We start from the raw sequence: 23,235 nt of genomic DNA on the forward strand, positions 1-23,235 counted from the left end.
ACAAACTAGTGGGATATTTCGGCAGGCCGCACAGGTGGTGCACAGGTGGTGCAGATTCTAGTGCGTTAGCTGTAGCAAGGGAAATGGCGGAGCGGACGGGACTCGAACCCGCGACCCCCGGCGTGACAGGCCGGTATTCTAACCAACTGAACTACCGCTCCGTTGCCTCAGTATGAACTAACATTCATACCTCTTTCATCTGCTTTCAAGATTCAGAAACCGCGAACGAATCTAACTGTTTCCTGCTCCCTGAATGCGGCGAGGATAATACGAGCAGCGTCGCCGCTAGTCAACCCCTTTTTTTACAGTTTTCGGTTCAACTGCTCACCTTTAAAGCAATTGCTGAAAAATCCTACTCAATTTGTTGATGTTTCCGCCACTAGCCACAAGCTTTTGCCACTTTCTTGCGTAATTCCTTCCAGATAGGCCGCATGGGCCGCTTGTTCTTCGGCACTGGCGCGAACCACTTTTAATGGTGCTCGCTCGTTCGCTAAGCGACGAATTTGCTCTTCTCGATCGGCGGCCGATTGTTGGCTTTGCGGCGCTTGAAATAACTTGCGTTGGCCACCGCTCATTAATAAATAAACGTCGGCTAGGATTTCCGCATCCAGTAATGCGCCGTGTAATGTGCGATGGCCATTTTCAACATCGAAACGCTTACACAAAGCATCTAGGCTATTGCGTTGCCCAGGAAATTGTTGGCGGGCATAAGCTAGGGTATCAAATACGCTAGCAACATCGCTGAGTTGGCCGTATTGGCTGCCTAACAGCCGCAATTCATGATCTAAAAAGCCCACATCAAACGGGGCATTGTGAATTACCAATTCAGCGCCGCGGATAAATTCAATGAAATCATCTACAACTTGAGCAAACACCGGTTTATCTACCAAAAATTCATTGGTGATACCATGCACACGAATGGCTTCTTCTTCAACAAAACGCTCGGGATTCAAATAAACATGAAAATGATTACCAGTAAGTTTACGCCCGATCATTTCTACGCAACCGATTTCGATTACACGATGCCCTTGCTGCGGATCGATGCCGGTGGTTTCCGTATCCAGTACAATTTGCCGCTTCTCTAAATCGTGGCTTTCATCAAGTTTTTGTAAATCATCGCCCGCCATTGTTTGTGCCTCGTTGGTTCGCAACATATACTCTGCAGTTGAATTTACCTATCTTAAAGCATCTATGACACAAAACAAAACAAACAGCACCACAAACGGCAGCGTTACCATATACACCGATGGATCTTGTTTGGGAAACCCAGGGCCAGGTGGCTACGGCGTGGTAATGCAGGCTGGTAAGCACAGTAAAGAACTGGCGGAAGGCTACCGTTTAACCACCAACAACCGGATGGAACTTCTAGCTGCTGCGGTGGCATTAGAAACCCTTACTCGCCCCTGCCATGTTGAGCTGTATACAGATAGTGAATATGTGCGCCAAGGCATAACCAAATGGTTAGCAGGCTGGAAACTGAATGGGTGGCGTACCAGCCAGAAAAAAGCGGTGAAAAACGTGGATTTGTGGCAACGCTTAGATGCAGCAGTGCAGCCGCATACAATTAATTGGCATTGGGTAAAAGGCCACACAGGAAATGCAGGTAACGAGCGCTGCGATGAGTTAGCGCGTGTTGCGGCAACAGAACGTGCTACCCACGAAGATGTAGGCTACCAACCAGAAAGTTAATTCCGCTGCACCGAAGATATGCGCGCCGTTACTGATTCGGGGCGCAATTGGTGCTGCCGTTGATGTTTTAAACGCACTGGCGTAAGCGGCCATTCGCGCTTCCGCGCCACAATGTAATAACCACTCTGCGCCCAGCTACAACCGCGCATTAACCACCCCCAACCCTGCTCTGGATCGCGCTCTTTCGACCACGGTACGCCAGCGGCAAAGTAGCCACTTGCTACTTCTTCATAATGCATTAGCGAAAGCCAATCCAGCACACGCTGGCGGCTAAACAGCCGGCTTTGCCACGGTGGATATTGCCCTACAGCGGGCACGGCGCGAATGAGTTGGCCTGGTGAATACGGATTAGTAACAGCGATAACCACATGGCCATCAGCGCGCAATACGCGATTTACCTCGCGTAACAGTGCGTGAGGGTTTTCATGGTGCTCAAGTTGATGCGCCATAAACACGGCATCGATACTGTTCTCAGTGAAAGGGAGTGCGCTAATATCTGCCACTACTTGCGCAAGCTGCCGTTGTTGTATTTCTGCAACTTTCTTCAGTTCAGCAGCAGGCAGCTGCTTTGGGCCTACGTAATATTGTTCACGAATACGGCAACTATTTGGCGTTAACGCACTTAACGCACCTAAGTGCACTAAATAATGCCCAAAAATAGTTTGCCAATGCGGCTCTAAAGCACGTGCTAAGCAATCTCGCCACCATTCACCCTGCCGCCATTGTTGCCAGCTTAAAAGTAAAGGTTGTGAATAATCACTAATTGCTGGTTTTAACCACATAGTTATTCCTTTTATACTGTAAACTAAAGCATAACAGGTTGAGGCGAATAATGCGTATAACACCCATCCCAGCGTTTAACGATAATTACATCTGGTTACTGCAAGAAGAAGCTCCCAAGGCTTCCTCTGCGGCGCAGCCTTGTGTAGTGGTAGACCCGGGTGATGCGAAACCAGTACTTGCCTATTTACAACAACACAATTTACGTTTAGATGCGATTTTAATTACCCATCATCATTGGGATCATACCGGTGGCGTACAAGAATTACTGCAACATTACCCTTGCCCGGTAATTGGCCCAGCCTCTGAAAACATTGCCAGTATTAGCCATACCGTTCGCGAAGGCGAGCAATTTACGCTATTTGCTGGGCAGGTGATTGTTTCCGTTCTTGAATGCCCAGGCCACACGCTCGATCATATTGCATTTTACTCAGCGCCCCACCTTTTTTGCGGTGATACCTTATTTGCTGCAGGTTGCGGCCGCATGTTCGAGGGTGAACCGAAACAATTTCTACACTCTTTAAATAAACTGGCCGCATTGCCAGCCGACACCAAGGTTTTTTGCGGCCATGAATACACCCAAGCGAATTTAGCCTTTGCCCACGCTGTAGAGCCGGATAATTTGGCTATTACCGAACGCATTAAACAGGTGGCAGCACAGCGGTTACAACACCAACCTAGCTTGCCCTGTGAGCTAGCGGAAGAACACGCCACGAATCCATTCTTACGGGCACATTTACCTTCGGTGATGCACGCCGCAGAAGCTAAGCTCGGTAAGCCTCTCACCCAGGCCAGTGATGTGTTTGCTGTACTTCGTGAATGGAAAAATAATTTTTAATTGCTGTTTTTTGCGCTCCGTATAATAAGGGTTACAATGTACCGGAATGCATGCGCAAATAATAATGAGAACACCACATGATAAAAAAGCTAGTTTTACTAATCGCTGCAAGCAGTTTTTTAAGCGGATGCCAGCTACTTAGCGCGGAAGCAGAGCCGCCAACACCAGAAGAGTTGCCACAACATACACAAAGCGAAGGAATTGAGCGCTATGCGCTTATTCACCCTGGTACTGCATCTGCACAGGCTATCGATCGTCAGCTACCTGCGGCTTTACAAGCTGATCTTTGGGATCGTATCCGCCTGCAAATGAGCATAGAAATTCCTGCAAACTCGCTTATTGAAAGCCATCGTGATTGGTATCTGCGCCATCCGAACTACATCAATCGTGTAACCCAACGCGCGGCGCCGTTTTTACATTTAATTGTGGAAGAAATAGAGAAGCGTGGCTTGCCATTAGAATTAGTATTAGTTCCGGTTGTAGAAAGTGCCTACGATACCTTTGCCTACTCACACGGCCGCGCCAGTGGAATTTGGCAGTTTATTCCGAGTACAGCCCGTTTTTATGGTTTAGAAATTGATTGGTGGTACGATGGTCGCCGCGATGTAATGGCCGCTACCACCACTGCTCTTGATTACTTTGATCGCCTGCATAAAACCTTTGATGGCGATTGGTTACTTGCCCTCGCTGCCTATAATGGTGGCCAAGGTAGAGTGCTGGGCGCAATGCGCCGTAACGAACGCGAAGGCAAACCTACCGATTATTGGAGTCTGAGCAGTTTACCGCAAGAAACCCGCAATTATGTGCCGAAAATATTAGCCTTAGCCGAATTGCTTCGCGATAGTGAAGAATGGGCAGTAACTTGGCCACATATACCTAACCAACGGGTAACCGATATCGTGGATGTGGGGCAACAAATTGATTTAGCCTTGGCTGCTGAAATGGCGGGCATGAGCTTGGAAGATTTGCATCGCTATAACTCTGGCTACAACCGTTGGGCCACCGCGCCTGATGGGCCTCACACCTTATTACTACCGGTAGAGCGCGCAAATCAATTTCGTGCGGCCTTAAACGACAGTGATCCAGCTGATTGGTTAGCATGGCAACGCCATCACGTGCGTTCGGGTGAGAGCTTGCAAGTTATCGCCCGCCGCTACAATACAACGGTACAGGCTATTCAGCAGTTTAATAACATCTCCGGCTCGCTGATTCGCCAAGGCGATTATTTACTGATTCCTGTGGCTAGCCAAGCATTAGAGCGCTATACGCTTTCTACTGAACAGCGATTAGCTGCAGCGCAAAGCCGCCCTCAGGGTCAGCAAAAAATTGATCACCGGGTGCAACGCGGCGATACCTTGTGGGATTTATCTCGCAAGTACAACGTGAGTATTGCCAATATAGCCCGATGGAACAACATGGCGCCGGGCGATATGTTGCGGCCTGGGCAAACCCTAGCGATTTGGCAAGCTAACGCTTCAGCAAGCAGCACCAGCACCGCCAGTAGCGGCACACCAGTGATGCGTACGGTGCAGTACAACGTTCGTAATGGCGATTCTTTGGCTCGTATCGCTAACCGTTTCCGGGTTACTATTGCTGATATCGAGCGTTGGAATTCCATTAGCCGCGATCGCTTTTTACAGCCGGGCCAACGCCTTACGCTACATGTAGATGTTACCAAGGTAACGTTATAAGTAGGTTGCTAAGAGATAGGTTACAAACCAAGAAGCGGCTAGCGGAACTAGCCTTGTAACAACTGGATAAGTTCCGCTTCGCTTAATACAGGTACGCCCAAGCTTTCTGCTTTCGCAAGTTTTGAGCCCGCTGCCTCGCCAGCAAATACGGCAGTTGTTTTACTCGAAACACTGCCGCTTACTTTCGCCCCAAGCGCCTGCAAACCTGCCTTAGCTTCATCACGAGTAAGTTCACTTAAGGTGCCAGTAAGTACATAAGTATTGCCTGCTAATGGCTGTTCCGCGGCACTTTTTACTGCAATCGCGGGCCAATACACAGCATGTTCGCCTGTGGTAAGCCGCTCGATTACTGCAATATTATGCGGCTCGCGGAAAAAGTTATAGATATGCGCTGCTACCACCACGCCTACATCGGGCACAGTTTGTAGCTCTTCTTCTGTTGCTGCTTTTAGCGCCACAAGATCACCGAAATGTTGCGCTAAATTCTGTGCTGTTGCTTCGCCTACTTCACGAATACCAAGGCTATACAGAAACTTCGCTAGGGTTGTTTCGCGGCTTTTCTGCAGTGCGGCTACTAAGTTTTCCGCTGATTTTTGCCCCATGCGTGGCAGTGATGCAAGTTCGCGAACGCTTAGGGTAAAAAGATCTGCAGGATGCTGCACCCACTCACGCTCTACCAATAACTCCACTAACTTATCGCCCAAACCATCTACATCAAGGGCTTTGCGCGAAGCAAAATGTTTAATTGCTTCCTTGCGCTGTGCCGAACAGAACAACCCGCCCGTACAGCGTGCTACAGCTTCGCCCTCTACCCGTTCAATAGCCGAGCCACACACTGGGCATGCACTAGGGAATACAATTGCCGCACCCCGCTCAGCAGCAGCCAGCAAATCACCTTGGGCAGTATTATCGGCACCATTGCTGTTGGTGCCATTATTGTTGGTGCCATCACTATCGGCTACAGTATCACCCGCTACACCAATAATTTGCGGAATTACATCACCCGCTCGGCGCACAATCACTTGATCGCCAATACGCACGCCCAAACGCGCAATTTCATCTGCGTTATGTAAGGTAGCATTGGCAACCATTACCCCAGCCACTTCCACTGGCTCTAGGCGCGCCACAGGGGTTACTGCACCGGTTCTACCAACCTGGAAATCTACATCTAACAAGGTGGTGATTTTTTCTTGGGCCGGGAATTTATACGCTATCGCCCAACGCGGAGCGCGGGAAACGAAACCAAGCTGCTCTTGCAAATCGATGTTATCGAGCTTAAATACCACACCATCAATTTCGTAGCTCAGATCATCACGCCGCGCCAAAATATCGGCATAGTAGGTAAAGCACGCAGCGTTATCTTTTAATAAGCGGATTTCCGGACACACCGGTAGCCCCCACTCGCGTAACTGCTGCAAACGTTGATAATGGCTATCATCATCAAGCTGCCGATCAGGTTGCACTGTGCCCATGGCGTAAGCATAAAAGGCTAAGTTGCGCTTTGCCGTTATCCGAGAATCAAGTTGCCGCAAACTTCCCGCGGCGGCATTGCGCGGGTTAGCAAACACCTTTTCGCCTTTGGCCAAGGCGGTTTCATTCAACTTGGCGAAGCTTTCTCGCGGCATAAATACTTCGCCGCGAACTTCCAAGCGTTCCGGATACTTGCCACGCAACTGCAACGGAATTGCCCGAATGGTGCGCACGTTCGCGGTAATATCTTCGCCACGATAGCCATCACCACGGGTAGCACCCCGCACCAATTGGCCATTTTCGTACAATAAGCTCACCGCCAAACCATCTAGCTTCGGCTCTGCACACCAAGCTAACTCGCCAGTTTGCTCGCTACGCTCGGTTACCCGACGAATAAACTGCTGCATTTCTTCTTCCAGAAATGCATTATCTAACGAGAGCATAGGTACTTCGTGGGCAACTTCAGTAAAGGCACCAGAAGGTGGCGCCCCTACTCGTTGCGTTGGCGAACTTGTGGAATGGAGCTCTGGGTGCTGGGCTTCAATTGCCTGCACCTCACGGAAAATACGATCGTATTCACTATCAGGAACACTGGGCTGATCAAGTACATAGTATTCGTAATTATACTGATCAAGGCGGGTACGCAGCTCCGCCAACTTCTCAATAACTTGCTGCGATGCACGCTCTGTCATGAAGCCTTAAACCTTTTTTTGCTGATGTTGCTATTGCTCTTGGCGCAAGCCTGCAAGGCGCATGCGGCGCTCAAACTCACGAATTTTTTGGTAGGTATGCTGTACCGATTGTTTGGTCATAGGATTACGATTGCCATCTAGTACCGCGGCTCTCGGCATCGCATCGGCAATCTTATTGGCCGCGTTATACATCATGGTAAAGGCTTTATGGCCATCATATTTAATGGGCAGAGCCATAAATAACACCACACCACGAGTAGTGAAGCTTTCAATATTATCTAAATCAAATGTACCTGGGTTGTACATATTCGCCATTCGGAATAACAACGGGCCACGGCCACTGGGTTGTTCAAAGCGATGGAAGATATCTAAATCACCAAATTTCATGCCCAATTCAGTAACCGTTTCTAATAATGTAGTGCCTTTAATATCACCCGATACGAACAGTGTAATAACCTCTTCTTGCGGCGGTTCCACTACCTCTTCATTAGTTTCTGCTGCCGCTAAATCAATCGCCATCTGCTCTACAGTACCTTCATCTCGATTAGCGCGCAGTGATGGTAGCTCGGGCTCTGCAGTATTCTCTTGCGCTGCCTGCATCGGCTGCTCGGCACTGCTTTCGCTAGTATGCTGGCTTTGCTGAGCTACTTCGTTATCGCTAGCGGAATGGCTGTCACTGGCTTCAGAGCTTTCTTGCGGCACCTGCACGGTACTCGCACGCGCTTGTATGGCCTCAGGTTCAACATCATCGGTAACACGTTCTGCCGTGGCACGAGCAGATGGTTTGCGGGTTTTAACTTTACTCAGGCCAAGCTCATCGAAATCATCATCGGCACCCCAAGCGCTATGCTCATCGCTTTCATCTACACCGCTCAGCAAATCCGATTGCGTGGTACTATCTTGCACCTGCTTGCGTTTCGGGTTACCCGAACGGCCCTGCCCAGTTTGGTTGTTGTTTCGCAGCGTAAGTACACCGTGAATTACCAAGCCCACAATCACAATCATACCGATAATAATTAAAACTACGCGTAAACTATCCATCGCTGCTTCTACCTATTTCCGTTAAGCATCGGCTAATGCCAATGCTTCTTCAACATCTACCGCCACTAAGCGCGAAACACCTGGCTCTTGCATGGTTACACCGGCAAGGTGGGTAGCCATTTCCATCGCAATTTTATTGTGGCTTATATAAATAAACTGCACTGATTCTGACATTTCTTGCACCAAACGGCAAAACCGGCCTACGTTCACATCATCTAATGGTGCATCTACCTCATCCAGCAAACAGAATGGGGCGGGATTTAATCTAAATATGGCAAATACTAACGCCAATGCTGTTAATGCCTTCTCGCCACCCGAAAGCAGGTGAATGGTACTATTTTTCTTACCCGGAGGGCGCGCCATAATAGTAACACCGGTTTCCAACAAATCATCGCCTGTTAGATCTAAATATGCTTGGCCACCACCAAAAACTTTCGGGAATAGCCGCTGCAAATCTAAATTCACTTGATCATAAGTAGCCTTAAAGCGTTGGCGGGTTTCCCGATCAATCTTCTTAATCGCATCTTCAAGGGTAGCTAAGGATGCTAGCAAATCTTCATGCTGGGCATCTAAATACGCTTTCCGTTCGGCTTGCACCTCTACTTCTTCAAGTGCAGCTAAGTTAATTGCCCCCAGTTGCTGAACTTTGCGGCTGGTATCGTCTAGCCGCTGTTGCCAACGCTTTTCTTCCGCTTCTTCTGGCATGCTGGCCAATACTGATTTTAGCGATACGTTCATTTCCTGCAACGCATCCAGTAAGGCGTGCCCACGTTCACGCGCTGCAGCCAACTCCATTTTTTCCGCCTGCACGCGCTCTTGCTGACGAGCAATTTGCTCCAAAACCGCACCTTGGCCTTGATTCAGAATAGCTAACTGTTCAGAAACACCCGCTAATTGCTCGCGCAGATCGGTAAGTACCACCTCAACCTCTTCACGGATCATTAGCTGTTGCGCTAAGGTTTCTTCTAAATCACCGGTATCGGAATCTTCGTCATCAATTGCTAATTCATTCAGCCGTTGCGTTAGGTTTTGCTGCTGCAACTGATTGCGTTCCTGCACTTGTTGCAAGTGCTGCAGCCTGCTTTGCAATTGTGATAACTGCAATTGTGCTTCATGCACACGCTGCTGGCATGCTTGCAGCTCACGTTGTGATTGTTGCCGCGCTGCCGCGAACTGCTCGCCGGCTTGCTGCTGTTGTTCCTGTAGTGGTGTAAATTCCGCTTTTTGCTCGCGCGCATCTGCTAATTGCTCAGCAACTAACAACAAACGTTCCTCTTGCTGTTCTAGCTGTTCATTTAATTCCAGCTGCTCTGCAGATAACTTTTCCAAGCGCGTATTGCGTTGCTGTAATTCCCGTTGCTGCGCTTCACTGCGTTCTTGTTGCCGAACCAGCTGTTCACCAGCGGCTGTAGTGGTTTCACGCTGGTTTACAATGCGCTGTTCTTGCTCTGCAATAGCTGCTACCACACTCTGCAGCTCTTGCTGCTGCGCCGCTACCGCCGCTTGTGCAGCCTGCTCCAACACCTGTAATTCTTGCAATTGCTGCTGCCAAGCCAGTTCCGAATCTTCTGCTGCTATCGCTTGCAGCTGCCAGCCTCGGCCAACTACGCCACCATTTGCAACCGCAACGGCAAAAACATGCGCATGTTCATGCAACCATTGTTCCGCCTCAGCGTGCTCATCAGCTAACAAAATCTGCTCGAGCAAGGGCAACTTGGTTAATCCAGGCCCCTGCGCTTCTGCTCCACTTACCTGCTGGGTAGCGCTTTGCTGTGCCGCTAAACTGTTTGCTAATGGCGCCGCCTGCTCATTACCTGCCAGGGCACGTAAAGTAAGGCCAGCAACATCCGTTGGCAGTGCTAATATTGATGCTGCCTCGTCGTTTTGCGCTCGATCTAGCACCGGTAAATGCAGCCATGGCAGCAATACCGCCTCTACTGCTGAACGCCATTGTTCTGGAACGTGCAATAGCTCCCGTAAGGTGCCAACAACACTACCCAATTCACTTAGCTCTTGTTCGCTCTCCGCGGTAGTGCTTGTACTACTGCGGCTCGCTAATAATTGTTCTAGGGCTGCGATACGGCCACTATGCTGTTGCACCTGCTGCTGGCTGCTGGCCAACGCAGTATTACCTGCTTGCTGTTGCTCAATAAGTTGCCGATGTTCCGCCTCTAGTGCGCTCAAACACTGCTGTTGCTCTTGCAAATCGTTAGCCGCTTGTTGCACCAACTGCTGTAGTGCCTCAATACTGCTGTTATCCGCGGTTGGCAAATCAGCCAGTTCGGCACGTACTGCTTGCAAACGAGCCTGTAACCGCTGCAACAAATCATGAATAGCCCGCTCATCCGCTTCCGCGATGGAAATCTTTTGTTGTTGTTCGTTCACTTGCTCACGAATACGCTGGCTCTGCTCTTGCCACTCATGATACGCATGCTCTGCGTCATCTCGAGCCACTTCCGCCATAGCCTGCTGCTCACGGGCAAGCTCATGCGCATCTTGCAGTTCTTCTTGTTGCGCCAGTAGCTCTGCGTGTTCAAGTTGATCGCTGTTGGCTTGTTCCTGCAGTTGGCCTATTTGTGCGCTAAGTTCATCGTGCTGGCGTTGCCGCTGCTGCTGCAACTGCCGCGTGTGCTGAATTTGTTGTTCCAGTTTGGTGATTTCGGTATTCACTCGGTAAAACTGTTGTTGCTCGTTATCAACCCGTTGCTTAAGTTCTGCTTCTTGCTCACGAAGTTCGGTTTGGCCACGCTCACTACCGCGCTGTTCAGCTATCCATTTTTGTAACTCAGCTTCTTCAGTTTGTACTTTTAATTCCAGCCGATCGCATTGCTGCTGATACTGGTTCCAACGCAACGCTTGTAACTGAGCGCGCAACTCCCGCTCTTCAGCTTTAAGTGTTTGATAACGCTTTGCGGCGGCGGCTTGGCGTTGCAATTTCGCTAATTGGGTGCCTAGCTCTTCACGTACATCGGTAAGCCGATCTAAATTATCGCGCGTGCGATTCATGCGGCTTTCAGTTTCCTTGCGCCGCTCTTTATAACGGGAAATACCCGCCGCTTCTTCAATAAATACCCGTAATTCTTGTGGCCGCGATTCAATCAGCCGAGAAATCATACCTTGCTCAATAATTGCGTAGCTGCGCGGCCCTAAGCCGGTACCCAAAAACAAATCGGTAATATCTCTACGCCGGCATTTGCTGCCATTTAGCATATAAATCGATTGCCCATCACGCGTAACAATGCGCTTTACGGAAATTTCATTGAAGCTGGCAAATTCGCCTTGCACTCGTCCCGATGTATTATCAAACACGAGTTCAACGCTGGCTTGCGAAACCGGTTTGCGCGCTTGGGAACCATTAAAAATAACATCCGTCATGGCATCGCCACGCAAGTTTTTTGCGGAACTTTCACCTAACACCCAGCGCACTGCATCAATTACATTCGATTTTCCACAGCCATTCGGCCCCACGATGCAGGTCATCTGCTCAGGGAAAGCGATTTTCGTTGGATCTACAAATGATTTAAAGCCTGCTAGCTTTATGTGTTTTAATCGCATCGGCTCGTTTTGGGCTAGTTATTATTCTGCCACTCTCGTTATTGTTGTGCACGATTCATGATGTTCATTGCTAAATTGCTTACCTAGCGTAATGGGTATCAAAGCATTCTTGCCTATTAAGCAATACCTGTTAAACAATACCTATTAAACAATACCTATTAAACTATCAAATCAGTGTAATGGCTAGCGCACGAATCAACAATATCTGATCCAAATCCTTACAGAAATTATATTGATGATTATTAAAATACCCGTATGATCTGGTCAGATGTCCATTAAAGGTGTTATATGTCGTTTATTCGCAGTGCACTAGTTATTGCTCCCGCATATTTTTTCTCTAGCGCGGCTGCGCACGCAGCGCCGAGCGAAGAGTTCTATTTTCAAGTGCAAACCTCATTATGGACCACCCATTTCAACCCCAAGCCTGAACATAATAATAACCAAAACCTGATTGGTTTTGAGCTGTATGGCGAGCGTTTACCGAAAAGTAACTATCAGCGATATAACGATAGCTTCGATTACGCGCGGCCTCTGCTAGGGGCTGCTTGGTTCCGTAACTCATTTGGCCAAAAAACCATTTATGCCTACGGTGGTATTCGCCAAAACCTCGTGCGCTATGGTGAGTTGCAAACATACGGCAAAATTACCGCTGGCTTTATTCACGGGTATCGAGGCGAGTATCAGCATAAAATCCCTTTTAACCAGCTCGGTATCGCACCAGCAGTGGTGCCCATGTTAGGTGCGCAGTATCGGCGCGGCTTTGCGGAAATAACCCTATTTGGCGTATCCGGTGTAATGCTCACCGTAGGGGTAAATTTCTAGCAATCAATGCGTGTGCGCAATCGCGTAACTCTCTCCGCAGCACTGCCTAAACTAGCAATTTTCAAGCATACTCTTGATTCATATTGCGCCGATCCCTAGGCCAATTCTGTATACTGATGTTTTTATACTACACGGAGGTAGTTTATGAACTATACGCTTCTTAAAAGCGCTGCGAGCCCATACCCAGAAAAAGTAAAGCAACCCTTGCAGGGGTACCAACGCAGCCAGCACATTGAACATGTTGGTTTCGTGATGGTTTTGCCGGAGCAAAATAAAGTGTATTGGAATCAGATTACGGCAAAATTGCATAACGAGTGCTGTACCCAAAACCTAATGTTCGATATCAAGCAGTTCTTACAATGGTATCAACCAGAGCAACGCGAACTATTATCGCAATCATTATTTGTTGAACAGCAGGCATTTCAGCTAGATGTAACCATTGCCCATAATCGCCATCATTTACGTTATTGCTTATTACCGCTCGCAGAGTTTCTGCAGGGTAAAGCTGCACTGCCGCATCGTGAGAATATTTGGGTGGGGTTTGTGCGTTGTGTAGGTAGGCAGCCTCGAGCTACTCGCCTCAGTAAATTGCTGCAGGAAGCGGTGAGCAGTGCTTAAACCGAGGTTTTGCAGTTGTTATCATTATCTCGGGTAGTGTTATGCTCATCGTCATTGTCGTTCACTTCATCATTTAATAATTCGCGAGCAATACGTTTGCTAGGTTGCACGCCAAGCTCGCGAAACTTCTCTACCCTACTCACCAAACTACCGCGGCCAGAACTGAGCTTATTCATAGCGGCACTTAAGTGCTTATTGCTGCTTTCAATTGCGCCGCCCACTTTATCGAGATCTTCAACGAAACCAACAAACTTATCGTATAAACGTGCTGCATCACGGGCAATTTTTTGCGCGTTTTCATTCTGCTGCTCATACTGCCAAATATTATTCACTGTACGCAGAGCCACCAGTAAATTAGTAGGGCTTACCAGCATAATATGCTGGTCGAGCGCCTGTTTAATAAGGCTTGGATCGCGATCTACAGCGAGCAGAAAGGCAGGTTCAATGGGTACAAATAGCAACACGTAATCTAAGGTACGAACCCCTTCAAGCTGTTGATAGCTCTTTTTGCCGAGATCACGAATATGATTCCGTAACGAAGTTACATGCTCACTTAGCGCTTGCTCACGCAGCATATCGGTATCCGCATTAAAGTAACGCTCGTAAGCCGATAGGGATACTTTCGAATCGATAATTACATCTTTATCTTGTGGCAAATGCACAATCACATCGGGCCGATAGCGCTTACCATCATCATTACGATGTTGGCTTTGCGTACTGTACTCATACCCTTCGCGCAAACCTGATTGCTGCAGAATTCGTTCCATTACCACTTCGCCCCAGGCGCCCTGTTGCCGGGTATCGCCTTTTAATGCACGAGTAAGCGCTTCTGCTTCCGCCGACATTTGTTGATTCAGTTGGCGTAAGCTAAGAATTTCTTGCTGCAAACTACTACGCTGTTTGGTTTCATCACTAAATTGCTGAGCAATTTGCTGGCGAAAGCCCTCTAGCTGCTTATTTAGCGGATTTAACGTGCTCGCCAGCGAACGCTCTTGGCGCTGCTCAAGTGCAGAGGTTTTCTGCTCAAAAATACGGTTGGCCAAGTTCTCGAACTCAGTTTGCAAACGCGCTTCACTGCGCTGCAAGAGCTGCAACTTTTCGTCCATAAAGTGTTGCTCACGACGGGCGGCACTGCGCATTATCAAAAAGGTAATCAAGCAACCTAACGCAATACCCGCCACCGTACCGATGGCCAACCATTCAATCATTTAAGCATCCATTTCCGCTATTTTAACTTGCCATATTGCTGGGCCCGATTCATGGGCATTGTTACCATTGCTATCTACCGCTACGGTAACCGGCATATCTTCTACTTCAAACTCGTAAATAGCTTCCATACCTAAATCGGCAAAAGCCACTACTTCCGCTTTTTTAATTGCTTTCGCCACTAAATATGCAGCGCCGCCAACAGCCATCAAATACACCGCTTTATGCTCGGCAATACTGGCTACCGTTGCTTGCCCACGTTCAGCCTTACCAATCATGCCGATGATGCCTGATTTTTCCAGCATTAAATCGGTAAATTTATCCATGCGGGTTGCTGTAGTTGGGCCTGCTGGGCCTACTACTTCATCACCTACCGGATCAACTGGGCCTACGTAGTAAATGAACTTGTTACTGAAATCTACTGGCAACGGCTCGCCGTTATCAAGCATGTCTTTAATCCGCTTATGAGCTGCATCGCGGCCAGTAAGCAATTTTCCGCTCAATAATACTGTTTCACCCATCTTCCACTCCCGCACATCTGCTGCGGTAAGGGTATCAAGGTTCACTCGGCGCGCGTTATCCCCTACTTCGAAGGTAATATCAGGCCAATCTTCCAGTTTTGGTGGCTGCAGTTCTGCTGGGCCGCTGCCATCTAGGTGGAAGTGAACATGGCGCGTTGCTGCGCAATTCGGGATCATGGTTACCGGTTTTGAGGCCGCATGGGTAGGCAAAGATTTAATCTTCACATCTACTACTGTAGTTAAGCCACCCAAACCTTGCGCGCCGATCCCTAATTTATTTACCCGATCGTAAATCTCTAGGCGCAGCTCTTCTTCCGCCGTTTCTGGGCCACGTGCAATCAGCTCATGAATATCCACAGGGTCCATCAATGCTTCTTTCGCGAGTACCGCTGATTTCTCCGCAGTGCCGCCAATACCAATACCCAGCATTCCCGGTGGGCACCAGCCAGCGCCCATTTTCGGCAATATTTCTACTACCCAATCGGCAATCGAATCACTGGGGTTTAGCATAACCATCTTGGTTTTGTTCTCAGAGCCGCCGCCTTTTGCAGCAATCGCCACTTCAATTTCGGCACCGGGAACCATATCGATGTACACCACAGCTGGCGTGTTATCTTTGGTGTTTTTACGGGCGCCAGCAGGATCGGCAACAATGGATGCACGCAGCGGGTTATCTGGGTTTAGATAGGCGCGGCGAGTACCTTCATCTACCATTTCTTGAATGGTCATATTGGTTTTATCCCACTGCACATCCATGCCCACTTTTACGAAGCAGGTAACGATACCGGTATCTTGGCAAAGTGGCCGATGCCCTTGTGCCGACATCCGTGAATTTACCAACATTTGCGCAATTGCGTTTTTGGCCGCTTCGCTTTGCTCTTTTTCATGCGCTTCTGCTAACGCATTCACAAAATCTAGTGGGTGATAATAGGAAATAAACTGAAGTGCATCTTCAATGCTATCAATAAAATCTTGCTGTCGAATTGTCGCCATGCCGAACCTCATTCAGGCTATTGAATACTGTGCTGAAAATTGCTGGATATGATACTCTGTTATGCCACTCACCGCCACTGTATGCGGGTTTTGTAGATAGGAGATTTTTCGGTGAATGTTCCGCCTAGTGCATCTGTATTGGCACAGTTTGGTTTTTCCGCCAGCCACTTGGCGGCGCCAACCCTGCAGTTTTCTGAACTTGATTATCAGCAATTTCAAGATGCGCCGGCAGTGTTTGCCGAATTTGCTGATGAACCTTGGGCCATGTTGCTCGATTCTGCACAGGCGCAGCATCCGAACAGCCGCTACGATATTTTAGTGCGCAAGCCACATGCCACTATTCGGGTAGAGCATTGCCATAGCTACATTGAATTTCACCACGCCAATGATGGCGCTACGAATCATACCCTCGAGATTGCCACCACAGCGTTAAACCCGCTGCAATTATTAAATTTGTGGATGCCCACATTAACGCCCACAAAAATACCTGCCCAGTTCAATGATTTACCTTTTGTTGGCGGCTTTGTCGGCTTATTTGGCTATGATCTCGGGCGCACGCTAGAGCAACTGCCAAGTTCTGCGCTTGCCGATATTCATATCGCCGATTTAGCCGTGGGTTTATATTTTCACGCCCTCATTATTGATCATCAAGAACAGCGGGCGGTGGCCATTCATCCCGCCGGTGAGCCCCTAGCTTTTACTAAGGCAGCAGCACAGGCGCCAAAAGTAACCAACTTCCAACTTACCAGTGCTTGGCAGAGCAGCATGAGCGCCCAGCAGTACCAGCAAGGCATTGCCAAAGTACACGAATACTTACGAGCCGGCGATTGCTACCAAATAAACTTAGCCCAGCGTTTCAGTGCCACTTATACCGGCTCGCCGTGGCATGCTTATCAAGCGTTACGCAGCGCCAACCAAGCGCCATTTTCAGCGTTTTTGCAGATCCCCAATGGCAGTATTTTAAGTGTATCACCAGAGCGTTTCTTACAAACCACCAGCACAGGGCAAGTAAGTACGCGGCCAATTAAAGGCACACGGCCACGGCGGCAAAACGCTGCCGAAGATCAGGTGCAAATAGAGCAGCTACAAAGCTCAGCCAAAGATCAGGCAGAAAATTTAATGATCGTGGATTTATTGCGCAACGATATCAGCCGTGTGTGTGCCGCTGGCAGTGTAAGTGTTCCAGAGCTATTTAAAATTGAAAGTTTCCACGCCGTACATCATTTGGTAAGTACCGTTATCGGCCAACTTGCGCCTAACGAAACACCGTTTTCATTGCTAGCTGCCGCATTTCCTGGTGGTTCTATTACCGGGGCACCGAAAATTCGCGCCATGGAAATTATTGAAGAATTAGAGCCCCATCGCCGTTCTGCCTATTGCGGCGCCATTGGCTATTTCAGCTGCCATGGCCGTAGTGATACCAGCATTACCATTCGCACCTTAGTATGCAGTGAGCAACGTATTCATTGTTGGGCGGGCGGCGGTATTGTGATTGATTCCGAAGCGGCTGCCGAATATCAAGAAACCTTTGATAAAGTGGCGCGCATTTTACCTGTATTAACGGCACTAAATATGCCGGCAGAGCAGCCTGCTAACGATAGCATGCAACAACGGGTTTAACGCGCCATGAATCGCCAGCAGTTTTTACAGCATTTTATGCTGCAGCCCCCACCCCATCCTGAATGGCCTGCCAGAAGCTTGCGCCAATCGGCTGTGCTGGTAGCGCTGCAAGAACAGCCCCATGGCTTAGATCTCATACTAACGCGCCGAGCGAAGCATTTACGTAACCAACCGCATCAGTTGTGTTTTGCCGGTGGCAGACAAGATGAAACAGACAGCTCGTTACTACATACGGCCTTGCGTGAAGCTGAAGAAGAACTAGGGATTAATCCCTCACAAGTAGAGATTATTGGTGATTTACCCAGCCAACCGGTGCTGAATAACTTTATGATTCACCCATACATTGGCTTCGTTGCGCCAAACGTACAATTGCGGCCTGATCCAAATGAGGTTGCTGAAGTGTTGCGGTTTCCGCTCACCGAAGTTCTGGCTCATAGCCGCCACCACACCACTCGGGTTGAGCGCTTGCTGTATCATGAGTTAGTATTTATTCCAGTTAATGGACAATTGATATGGGGCGCTACCGCAGCTATCATTCGCCGCTTGGCAGACCAGATTCACCCTCAGCACAAACACTTACAACTGCCTTTTCGCGGTATATAACGAAGCAAAATAGTATAAGTATTTGATGCACCGACCAGTGCAGCAAAGCTTGCGAAAATGTTAAATTGTCCCCACACTACGCACATTCAAGATTCAGGGAGTAATTAGCACATGATCAGCGTGTTCGATATATATAAGGTGGGTATTGGCCCTTCTAGCTCACATACTGTGGGCCCAATGCGAGCTGCGCGTGAATTCTTGGTGCAAGTACAAGAACAGGTTGGCCTTAATAAGGTAACCAGCGTAGAAGTTGAGTTATTTGGCTCACTTGGCCAAACAGGCAAAGGCCATGGCACCGGTAAAGCAGTGATTTTAGGTTTAGCAGGTGAATATCCTGAGCGGGTTGATACTCGCAAAGTGGATGATTTTCTGGCTAGGGTAGATAAAACCGAAACATTAAAGCTACTAGGTGAGCACGAAATTGTGTTCCCGCGTAACGGCGCTATTACCTTTCACCGTCGGAAAACCATGCCGAAGCATGCAAATGCTATGGAGCTGCGTGCACTTAACGGAAACAAGGTACTATACAAAGACCTATTCTATTCCATTGGTGGTGGCTTTATTGTTCGCGATTGCGATTTTGATGAAACCCTTGAAGAAGCTATTGAACAAAGTAGTAAACCAATTCCCTACCCGTTCAATAGCGCTGCCGAGTTGCTTAACCAATGTACAGAGCATGGTTTACGCATTAGCTCTCTTATGCTGCAAAACGAACTGGTGTTTCGCAGCAAAGATGAGATTTCCAAAGGCTTGTTGCACATCTGGAACGTAATGGATGAATGCATTCGCACAGGTGTTGGTACCGAAGGCATTTTACCCGGTGGCCTGAAAGTTCGCCGCCGTGCGCCTCGGTTGTATCAAACCTTGAAAACCGAGAAATCGGCAGATCCAATGCAAGCGATGGATTGGGTGAGCTTATTCGCTTTAGCGGTAAACGAAGAAAATGCCGCAGGCGGCCGAGTGGTAACCGCACCTACCAACGGCGCAGCCGGCATTATTCCGGCAGTTATGAAATACGCCGATAAGTTTATTCAGCCACTCGATGAAGATGCCATTACTCGCTTCTTATTAACTTCAGCCGCAATTGGTATTTTATATAAAAAGAATGCCTCTATTTCTGGTGCTGAAGTGGGCTGCCAAGGTGAAGTGGGTGTTGCTTGCTCAATGGCAGCAGGCGCATTAGCCGAACTAATGGGCGGTGATATAAGTAAAGTAGAGAACGCCGCTGAGATTGGCATGGAACACAATTTAGGGCTTACTTGCGATCCTGTAGGTGGCCTAGTGCAAGTTCCTTGTATTGAGCGCAACGCGATGGGTGCAGTAAAAGCAATTAATGCGGCTCGCCTAGCAATGCGCGGTAGCGGCGATCATAAGGTATCACTCGATAAGGTAATAAAAACCATGTGGGATACCGGTAATGATATGAAGAGCAAGTACAAAGAAACTGCGCGTGGCGGTTTGGCTGTAAATATCACCGAGTGTTAATGCGATAGGCTGATTGTTAGTATGTAGGCAAATGGATATCTTTGAACATGGTTTCAATAGCGGTGTAATCTCGCAAACCAATCGCTTGCTCAATCACCGGCCGAGTTAAATGCGGTGCAAAGCGTTCAATAAAATCATACATATAGCTGCGTAAGAATACGCCTTTGCGGAAACCGATTTTGGTAGTGCTCGGGGCAAATAAATGCGCCGCGTTAATCGCCACTAAATCACTGTCTTTCTCAGGCTCATAGGCCATTGTGGCAATAACCCCAATACCTAACCCCATGCGCACGTAGGTTTTAATCACATCAGCATCCGTTGCGGTAAACACTATTTTCGGTGTTAAGCCAGCTTTACTAAACGCTTGGTCAAGCCGTGAACGGCCAGTAAAGCCATGCACATAAGTTACTAACGGATACTCGGCAATATCTTGAATCGATACTGCAGCAAGCTTGGTGAGTGGGTGATTCGGTGGTACCAGAATAGAGCGGTTCCAGTGATAACAAGGCAACATGATTAAATCTTGATACAAATGCAGGGCCTCGGTAGCAATGGCAAAATCAGCTTTGCCTTTTGCGGCGAATTCACTAATTTGCTGCGGTGAGCCTTGGTGCATATGCAAACTTACTGCCGGATACTTCTCGATAAAGCCCTGAATAATACTGGGCAATGCATAACGCGCTTGCGTATGGGTAGTGGCAATATTTAATGTGCCTTGATCGGGAAGGTTGTGCTCTGCAGCTACTGCTTTAATGCCCTCTACTCGAGATAACACTTCACGAGCGATATTAATTACTTCTTGGCCTGCTGAGGTTACATGGGTAAGGTGTTTGCCGCTGCGGCCAAATATCTGCACGCCAAGCTCATCTTCTAACATACGAACTTGCTTGCTAATTCCTGGCTGCGAGGTATACAACGCCTCTGCCGTAGCCGAAACATTAAGATTGTTATTGAGTACTTCTACGATATAACGCAGTTGCTGTAGTTTCATAGTGGCTTCTTTGCAAAATCAGAACTTTGGTTAGGCGTTCCTTTATTCTATAATGAACTAAGAATGTCAGTATCTATAGCCACTGTCAAACGCGAAATACAGCAACGTTGCAGATTGTTCGCCTTAATATGCGTTAGATCAAATCAAGCTATTCTGCACCACAATATTCATGAGGGCCGCAACTATGTCGATGCGCGATCAACTTTCGCAACTGGTTTATTCTACCGACCAAGGGCGTATCAAAGAACCAGAGCAACAACCCGAGGTTCCCCAGGGCGATGGTATTGTGCGAATTCAGCGGGAAACGAAAGGCCGCAAAGGCAAAGGTGTTACGGTTATTCATGGGCTGGGTTTAGCAGAAGCTGAACTGAAAGTTCTAGCAAAAGAGCTAAAAAGTAAATGCGGTGTTGGCGGCAGTGTAAAAAACTTCACTATTGAAATTCAAGGTGATCAACGGGATCACTGTAAAGCGCATCTTGAGCAGAAAGGGTTTAAAGTAAAGCTCAGTGGTGGTTAAAGTAGTTGCAGAAGCAATTGCTCAATGTATTGCGAACAGCGGTAACTAAGGTACATTGCACAGCCAACCATTAGTATCGATGCTTCAGGGAAAACGCAAACTCGATGCAGCGGCCATCATCACTCCAGCGCATATTTTCAGTAAGCTCACGAATCAGCATTAAACCGCGGCCATAGGGAAACGTATGATGATCTTCATTCAGCAGAGAGAATCCTGGGCCAGAATCACGAACTTGCACATGAATCAAGGCTTCGCGCGGCTCGTAGCGTAACGCAATTTCCACTTCGCCCTGCTGCAACCGCGTTAAACGCTTACTGCGTTCTTGATAGTAGCTAGCAAAACCATCCGCAGATGCTTTTAATTTCGAGCTCATACGCAATAAGCCATGATCTACTGCATTATTATAAGCCTCCGACAACACCGTATATAACGATGCTTTAAAACCTTTGAAACCTTCCATTTGCGATAAGCCTCGTAATATGTGCGCAATAGGGTCAACACCACGAATTTCTCCGGGGCCTACTTTCACATTTACGGTGAATGGCATCTGTGGCAGTTTATTCGTACTCTCATCGTGGGTAAATCCAGTAGCAACACACTGCAATTGCACTAATGAAAGATCATCATCGATACCACGCTCACTAATAGCCTCTGTTACCTGGTGGGTTATTTTGGCAAAATCCCAATTCGCGTTTTGGCAAAGCTCTCGCAGCCCCTCATAGCCTAAGGCAACATTATTTTGCACACCGATTTCTATCGCCCCGTCTGTGTACAAGAAAAGTTTACTACCCCGCTCTACGCGCAGTAACGTAATCGAGCTTTCGAACTCGAGTTCATCAAGAATACCGAGCGGCATATGTTGTGGTTCTAAAAATCCAACTCGTTGCTCAGGCCCAACCAACATCGCCGGGGGCATGCCGCCACTCCACCAACTAATACGTTCGCCAGAGGCGCTTAACTCAACAAAAGAAGCGCAGCAAAACATACTTTCGGGCAATAAATTGTGCAATTGTCGGTTTATTTCACTCGCGATTTGGCTAATCGGTGCGCCTTGCGCGGCCAAAGCAAAAAATGTTTGTGATGCTGGTAAGGTGCCAATCGCGGCTGCTAACCCATGGCCAGTAAAATCCCCAAGCATGATATACACATTACCAATCGGCCCGCGCGCAATAAGGTACAAATCACCATTAAAGCGTGAGTGAGGCAAAAGAAAGGTATCAATATGGGGGTAATCCAGTAAGTTTCTGCTTAAAGCATTCTTAAAAATGTTCTGCACAATCTTATGCTCTTGCTGCACATTTTTATTATGCCAAGCCAGCTTACGGTTTCTATCTGCGAGAGTTTTGCTCAGTTCTCTGGTACGTAAATGAGCTTTCAGCTTGGCCTCAAGAATTAAACTATCAAACGGCTTGCTGTGAAAATCATCAGCACCGAGCTGCAGATTTTTCAGTATTGCAGTGCTATTGCGATCATTGGCGATTAAAATAATGGGTAGGTAAATATCAGGCTGTAACTGCTTTATACGCGTAACTAGTTTGCCAGCAAAATCGTTATTAAGTAAGGCTGTGTTTAACAGTACTAAATCGATGGTGCGATCTTCAATAGCTAACAAAGCCTTTACGCTAGAGCCCGAAAACACCACGTTAAAGCCTATAGCGTTTACAAGTATTGCTAAATCTTGACGATTTTCTTTGGCTTCATCAACTATTGCGATCTGCACTGTGGTTTAATCAATTACAAAAAGTTTATCAAAACGAGAAATATCGAGAATTCGGCGTATATCAGGCCGGCAATTCACTAAATGAATACTTCTGCTGCCTGGGCCAAATGATTTCCGCATATTAAGTAGCATGCCGAGCGCCGAACTATCGATATAATTCGTTTCTCGAAAATCTACCACTACTGTTGTTACGCGCTCACTAATGCCATCATACGATTCACGAAAATCTTGCACCAAACTAAAATCAAACTTCCCGGTTATGTGAATGATGAATTGCTTGCCATCATTCGAATATTCAGTAACGAGCGACATATAAGTAATCCTATTACTTTATTCCTTTTAACGCTTTGTAGATTAACACAGGCCAATAAAAAAAGAAGCGG

At 47.9% G+C, this 23,235-nt stretch carries 19 protein-coding genes and 1 tRNA gene; 9 read left to right on the forward strand and 11 right to left on the reverse strand.

Annotation, left to right across the window (positions count from 1 at the left end; all coding sequences use genetic code 11):
* Window positions 1-84: 84 nt before the first annotated feature.
* Together ACNA7P_RS03180 and dnaQ are read right to left on the reverse strand one after the other, a co-directional pair.
* Window positions 85-161: transfer RNA gene (locus tag ACNA7P_RS03180), tRNA-Asp, on the reverse strand.
* A gap of 195 nt (window positions 162-356) precedes the next feature.
* Complete coding sequence (gene dnaQ, locus ACNA7P_RS03185) at window positions 357-1,127, reverse strand: DNA polymerase III subunit epsilon (RefSeq protein WP_416257190.1); 771 nt, start codon at window positions 1,125-1,127, stop codon at window positions 357-359.
* A 64-nt stretch (window positions 1,128-1,191) separates the two neighbouring features.
* On the opposite strand from dnaQ, the gene rnhA reads away from it, so the two are divergent.
* Window positions 1,192-1,689, forward strand: coding sequence for a ribonuclease HI (rnhA, locus tag ACNA7P_RS03190; RefSeq protein ID WP_416257161.1), 498 nt, complete (start codon window positions 1,192-1,194; stop codon window positions 1,687-1,689).
* On the opposite strand, the gene ACNA7P_RS03195 is transcribed toward rnhA, so the two are convergent.
* On the reverse strand, window positions 1,686-2,471 hold the full coding sequence (locus ACNA7P_RS03195; RefSeq protein WP_416257162.1) for a class I SAM-dependent methyltransferase: 786 nt from the start codon (window positions 2,469-2,471) through the stop codon (window positions 1,686-1,688). The two genes, rnhA and ACNA7P_RS03195, sit on opposite strands and share 4 nt — an antisense overlap.
* A 50-nt stretch (window positions 2,472-2,521) precedes the next feature.
* Between ACNA7P_RS03195 and gloB the strand changes: the two genes are divergently transcribed.
* On the forward strand, window positions 2,522-3,307 hold the full coding sequence (gene gloB / locus ACNA7P_RS03200; protein WP_416257163.1) for a hydroxyacylglutathione hydrolase: 786 nt from the start codon (window positions 2,522-2,524) through the stop codon (window positions 3,305-3,307).
* 77 nt (window positions 3,308-3,384) lie between these two features.
* On the forward strand, window positions 3,385-4,998 hold the full coding sequence (locus ACNA7P_RS03205; RefSeq protein ID WP_416257164.1) for a LysM peptidoglycan-binding domain-containing protein: 1,614 nt from the start codon (window positions 3,385-3,387) through the stop codon (window positions 4,996-4,998).
* A 47-nt stretch (window positions 4,999-5,045) separates the two neighbouring features.
* Here the strand turns inward: ACNA7P_RS03205 and ligA are convergent, their stop codons facing one another.
* The 3 genes from ligA to smc are packed head-to-tail and all read right to left on the reverse strand — an operon-like array spanning window position 5,046 to window position 11,756.
* A complete protein-coding gene (gene ligA / locus ACNA7P_RS03210; RefSeq protein ID WP_416257165.1) occupies window positions 5,046-7,160 on the reverse strand; it encodes an NAD-dependent DNA ligase LigA in 2,115 nt (704 codons plus the stop codon).
* 30 nt (window positions 7,161-7,190) lie between these two features.
* On the reverse strand, window positions 7,191-8,201 hold the full coding sequence (gene zipA / locus ACNA7P_RS03215) for a cell division protein ZipA (protein ID WP_416257166.1): 1,011 nt from the start codon (window positions 8,199-8,201) through the stop codon (window positions 7,191-7,193).
* A 21-nt stretch (window positions 8,202-8,222) separates the two neighbouring features.
* Complete coding sequence (gene smc / locus ACNA7P_RS03220; RefSeq protein ID WP_416257167.1) at window positions 8,223-11,756, reverse strand: chromosome segregation protein SMC; 3,534 nt, start codon at window positions 11,754-11,756, stop codon at window positions 8,223-8,225.
* 288 nt (window positions 11,757-12,044) lie between these two features.
* On the opposite strand from smc, the gene ACNA7P_RS03225 reads away from it, so the two are divergent.
* Together ACNA7P_RS03225 and ACNA7P_RS03230 are read left to right on the forward strand one after the other, a co-directional pair.
* Window positions 12,045-12,578, forward strand: a complete 534-nt coding sequence (locus ACNA7P_RS03225; protein WP_416257168.1) for a sn-glycerol-3-phosphate transporter — start codon at window positions 12,045-12,047, stop codon at window positions 12,576-12,578.
* A 144-nt stretch (window positions 12,579-12,722) separates the two neighbouring features.
* Window positions 12,723-13,196, forward strand: a complete 474-nt coding sequence (locus ACNA7P_RS03230) for a hypothetical protein (RefSeq protein WP_416257169.1) — start codon at window positions 12,723-12,725, stop codon at window positions 13,194-13,196.
* Here ACNA7P_RS03230 and ACNA7P_RS03235 read toward each other — a convergent pair.
* Both ACNA7P_RS03235 and ACNA7P_RS03240 read right to left on the reverse strand, forming a co-directional pair.
* A complete protein-coding gene (locus tag ACNA7P_RS03235; protein WP_416257170.1) occupies window positions 13,193-14,404 on the reverse strand; it encodes a DNA recombination protein RmuC in 1,212 nt (403 codons plus the stop codon). The genes ACNA7P_RS03230 and ACNA7P_RS03235 overlap by 4 nt on opposite strands.
* Entirely contained in the window at window positions 14,405-15,916 is a 1,512-nt protein-coding gene (locus ACNA7P_RS03240) for a fumarate hydratase (RefSeq protein ID WP_416257171.1), read from the reverse strand. It lies immediately after the preceding gene.
* Window positions 15,917-16,099: 183 nt separating this feature from the next.
* On the opposite strand from ACNA7P_RS03240, the gene pabB reads away from it, so the two are divergent.
* The 3 genes from pabB to ACNA7P_RS03255 all read left to right on the forward strand — a co-directional run bounded on the left by pabB (window position 16,100) and on the right by ACNA7P_RS03255 (window position 19,624).
* The gene (pabB, locus tag ACNA7P_RS03245) at window positions 16,100-17,536 is read left to right on the forward strand and encodes an aminodeoxychorismate synthase component I (protein ID WP_416257191.1); all 1,437 of its coding nucleotides are present in this window, start codon (window positions 16,100-16,102) and stop codon (window positions 17,534-17,536) included.
* Window positions 17,537-17,542: 6 nt separating this feature from the next.
* A complete protein-coding gene (locus tag ACNA7P_RS03250; RefSeq protein WP_416257172.1) occupies window positions 17,543-18,139 on the forward strand; it encodes a CoA pyrophosphatase in 597 nt (198 codons plus the stop codon).
* Between the two features lie 111 nt (window positions 18,140-18,250).
* Window positions 18,251-19,624, forward strand: a complete 1,374-nt coding sequence (locus ACNA7P_RS03255) for an L-serine ammonia-lyase (RefSeq protein ID WP_416257173.1) — start codon at window positions 18,251-18,253, stop codon at window positions 19,622-19,624.
* A 16-nt stretch (window positions 19,625-19,640) separates the two neighbouring features.
* On the opposite strand, the gene cysB is transcribed toward ACNA7P_RS03255, so the two are convergent.
* The gene (cysB, locus tag ACNA7P_RS03260) at window positions 19,641-20,615 is read right to left on the reverse strand and encodes an HTH-type transcriptional regulator CysB (protein ID WP_416257174.1); all 975 of its coding nucleotides are present in this window, start codon (window positions 20,613-20,615) and stop codon (window positions 19,641-19,643) included.
* A 184-nt stretch (window positions 20,616-20,799) separates the two neighbouring features.
* On the opposite strand from cysB, the gene yciH reads away from it, so the two are divergent.
* Entirely contained in the window at window positions 20,800-21,132 is a 333-nt protein-coding gene (gene yciH, locus ACNA7P_RS03265; protein ID WP_416257175.1) for a stress response translation initiation inhibitor YciH, read from the forward strand.
* Window positions 21,133-21,202: 70 nt separating this feature from the next.
* Here the strand turns inward: yciH and ACNA7P_RS03270 are convergent, their stop codons facing one another.
* Window positions 21,203-22,852, reverse strand: a complete 1,650-nt coding sequence (locus ACNA7P_RS03270; RefSeq protein WP_416257176.1) for an ATP-binding SpoIIE family protein phosphatase — start codon at window positions 22,850-22,852, stop codon at window positions 21,203-21,205.
* Window positions 22,853-22,858: 6 nt separating this feature from the next.
* Window positions 22,859-23,164, reverse strand: coding sequence for an STAS domain-containing protein (locus ACNA7P_RS03275; protein ID WP_416257177.1), 306 nt, complete (start codon window positions 23,162-23,164; stop codon window positions 22,859-22,861).
* Window positions 23,165-23,235: the final 71 nt, after the last annotated feature.

This window comes from Aliidiomarina sp. (assembly GCF_047920995.1).
In the GTDB taxonomy this organism is placed as follows: Bacteria; Pseudomonadota; Gammaproteobacteria; order Enterobacterales; family Alteromonadaceae; genus Aliidiomarina.

Coding starts and splice junctions, on each gene's coding strand:
- dnaQ (WP_416257190.1), bottom strand. CDS start 1,127: ATGGCGGGCGATGATTTACAAAAACTTGATGAAAGCCACGATTTAGAG.
- rnhA (WP_416257161.1), top strand. CDS start 1,192: ATGACACAAAACAAAACAAACAGCACCACAAACGGCAGCGTTACCATA.
- ACNA7P_RS03195 (WP_416257162.1), bottom strand. CDS start 2,471: ATGTGGTTAAAACCAGCAATTAGTGATTATTCACAACCTTTACTTTTA.
- gloB (WP_416257163.1), top strand. CDS start 2,522: ATGCGTATAACACCCATCCCAGCGTTTAACGATAATTACATCTGGTTA.
- ACNA7P_RS03205 (WP_416257164.1), top strand. CDS start 3,385: ATGATAAAAAAGCTAGTTTTACTAATCGCTGCAAGCAGTTTTTTAAGC.
- ligA (WP_416257165.1), bottom strand. CDS start 7,160: ATGACAGAGCGTGCATCGCAGCAAGTTATTGAGAAGTTGGCGGAGCTG.
- zipA (WP_416257166.1), bottom strand. CDS start 8,201: ATGGATAGTTTACGCGTAGTTTTAATTATTATCGGTATGATTGTGATT.
- smc (WP_416257167.1), bottom strand. CDS start 11,756: ATGCGATTAAAACACATAAAGCTAGCAGGCTTTAAATCATTTGTAGAT.
- ACNA7P_RS03225 (WP_416257168.1), top strand. CDS start 12,045: ATGTCGTTTATTCGCAGTGCACTAGTTATTGCTCCCGCATATTTTTTC.
- ACNA7P_RS03230 (WP_416257169.1), top strand. CDS start 12,723: ATGAACTATACGCTTCTTAAAAGCGCTGCGAGCCCATACCCAGAAAAA.
- ACNA7P_RS03235 (WP_416257170.1), bottom strand. CDS start 14,404: ATGATTGAATGGTTGGCCATCGGTACGGTGGCGGGTATTGCGTTAGGT.
- ACNA7P_RS03240 (WP_416257171.1), bottom strand. CDS start 15,916: ATGGCGACAATTCGACAGCAAGATTTTATTGATAGCATTGAAGATGCA.
- ACNA7P_RS03250 (WP_416257172.1), top strand. CDS start 17,543: ATGAATCGCCAGCAGTTTTTACAGCATTTTATGCTGCAGCCCCCACCC.
- ACNA7P_RS03255 (WP_416257173.1), top strand. CDS start 18,251: ATGATCAGCGTGTTCGATATATATAAGGTGGGTATTGGCCCTTCTAGC.
- cysB (WP_416257174.1), bottom strand. CDS start 20,615: ATGAAACTACAGCAACTGCGTTATATCGTAGAAGTACTCAATAACAAT.
- yciH (WP_416257175.1), top strand. CDS start 20,800: ATGTCGATGCGCGATCAACTTTCGCAACTGGTTTATTCTACCGACCAA.
- ACNA7P_RS03275 (WP_416257177.1), bottom strand. CDS start 23,164: ATGTCGCTCGTTACTGAATATTCGAATGATGGCAAGCAATTCATCATT.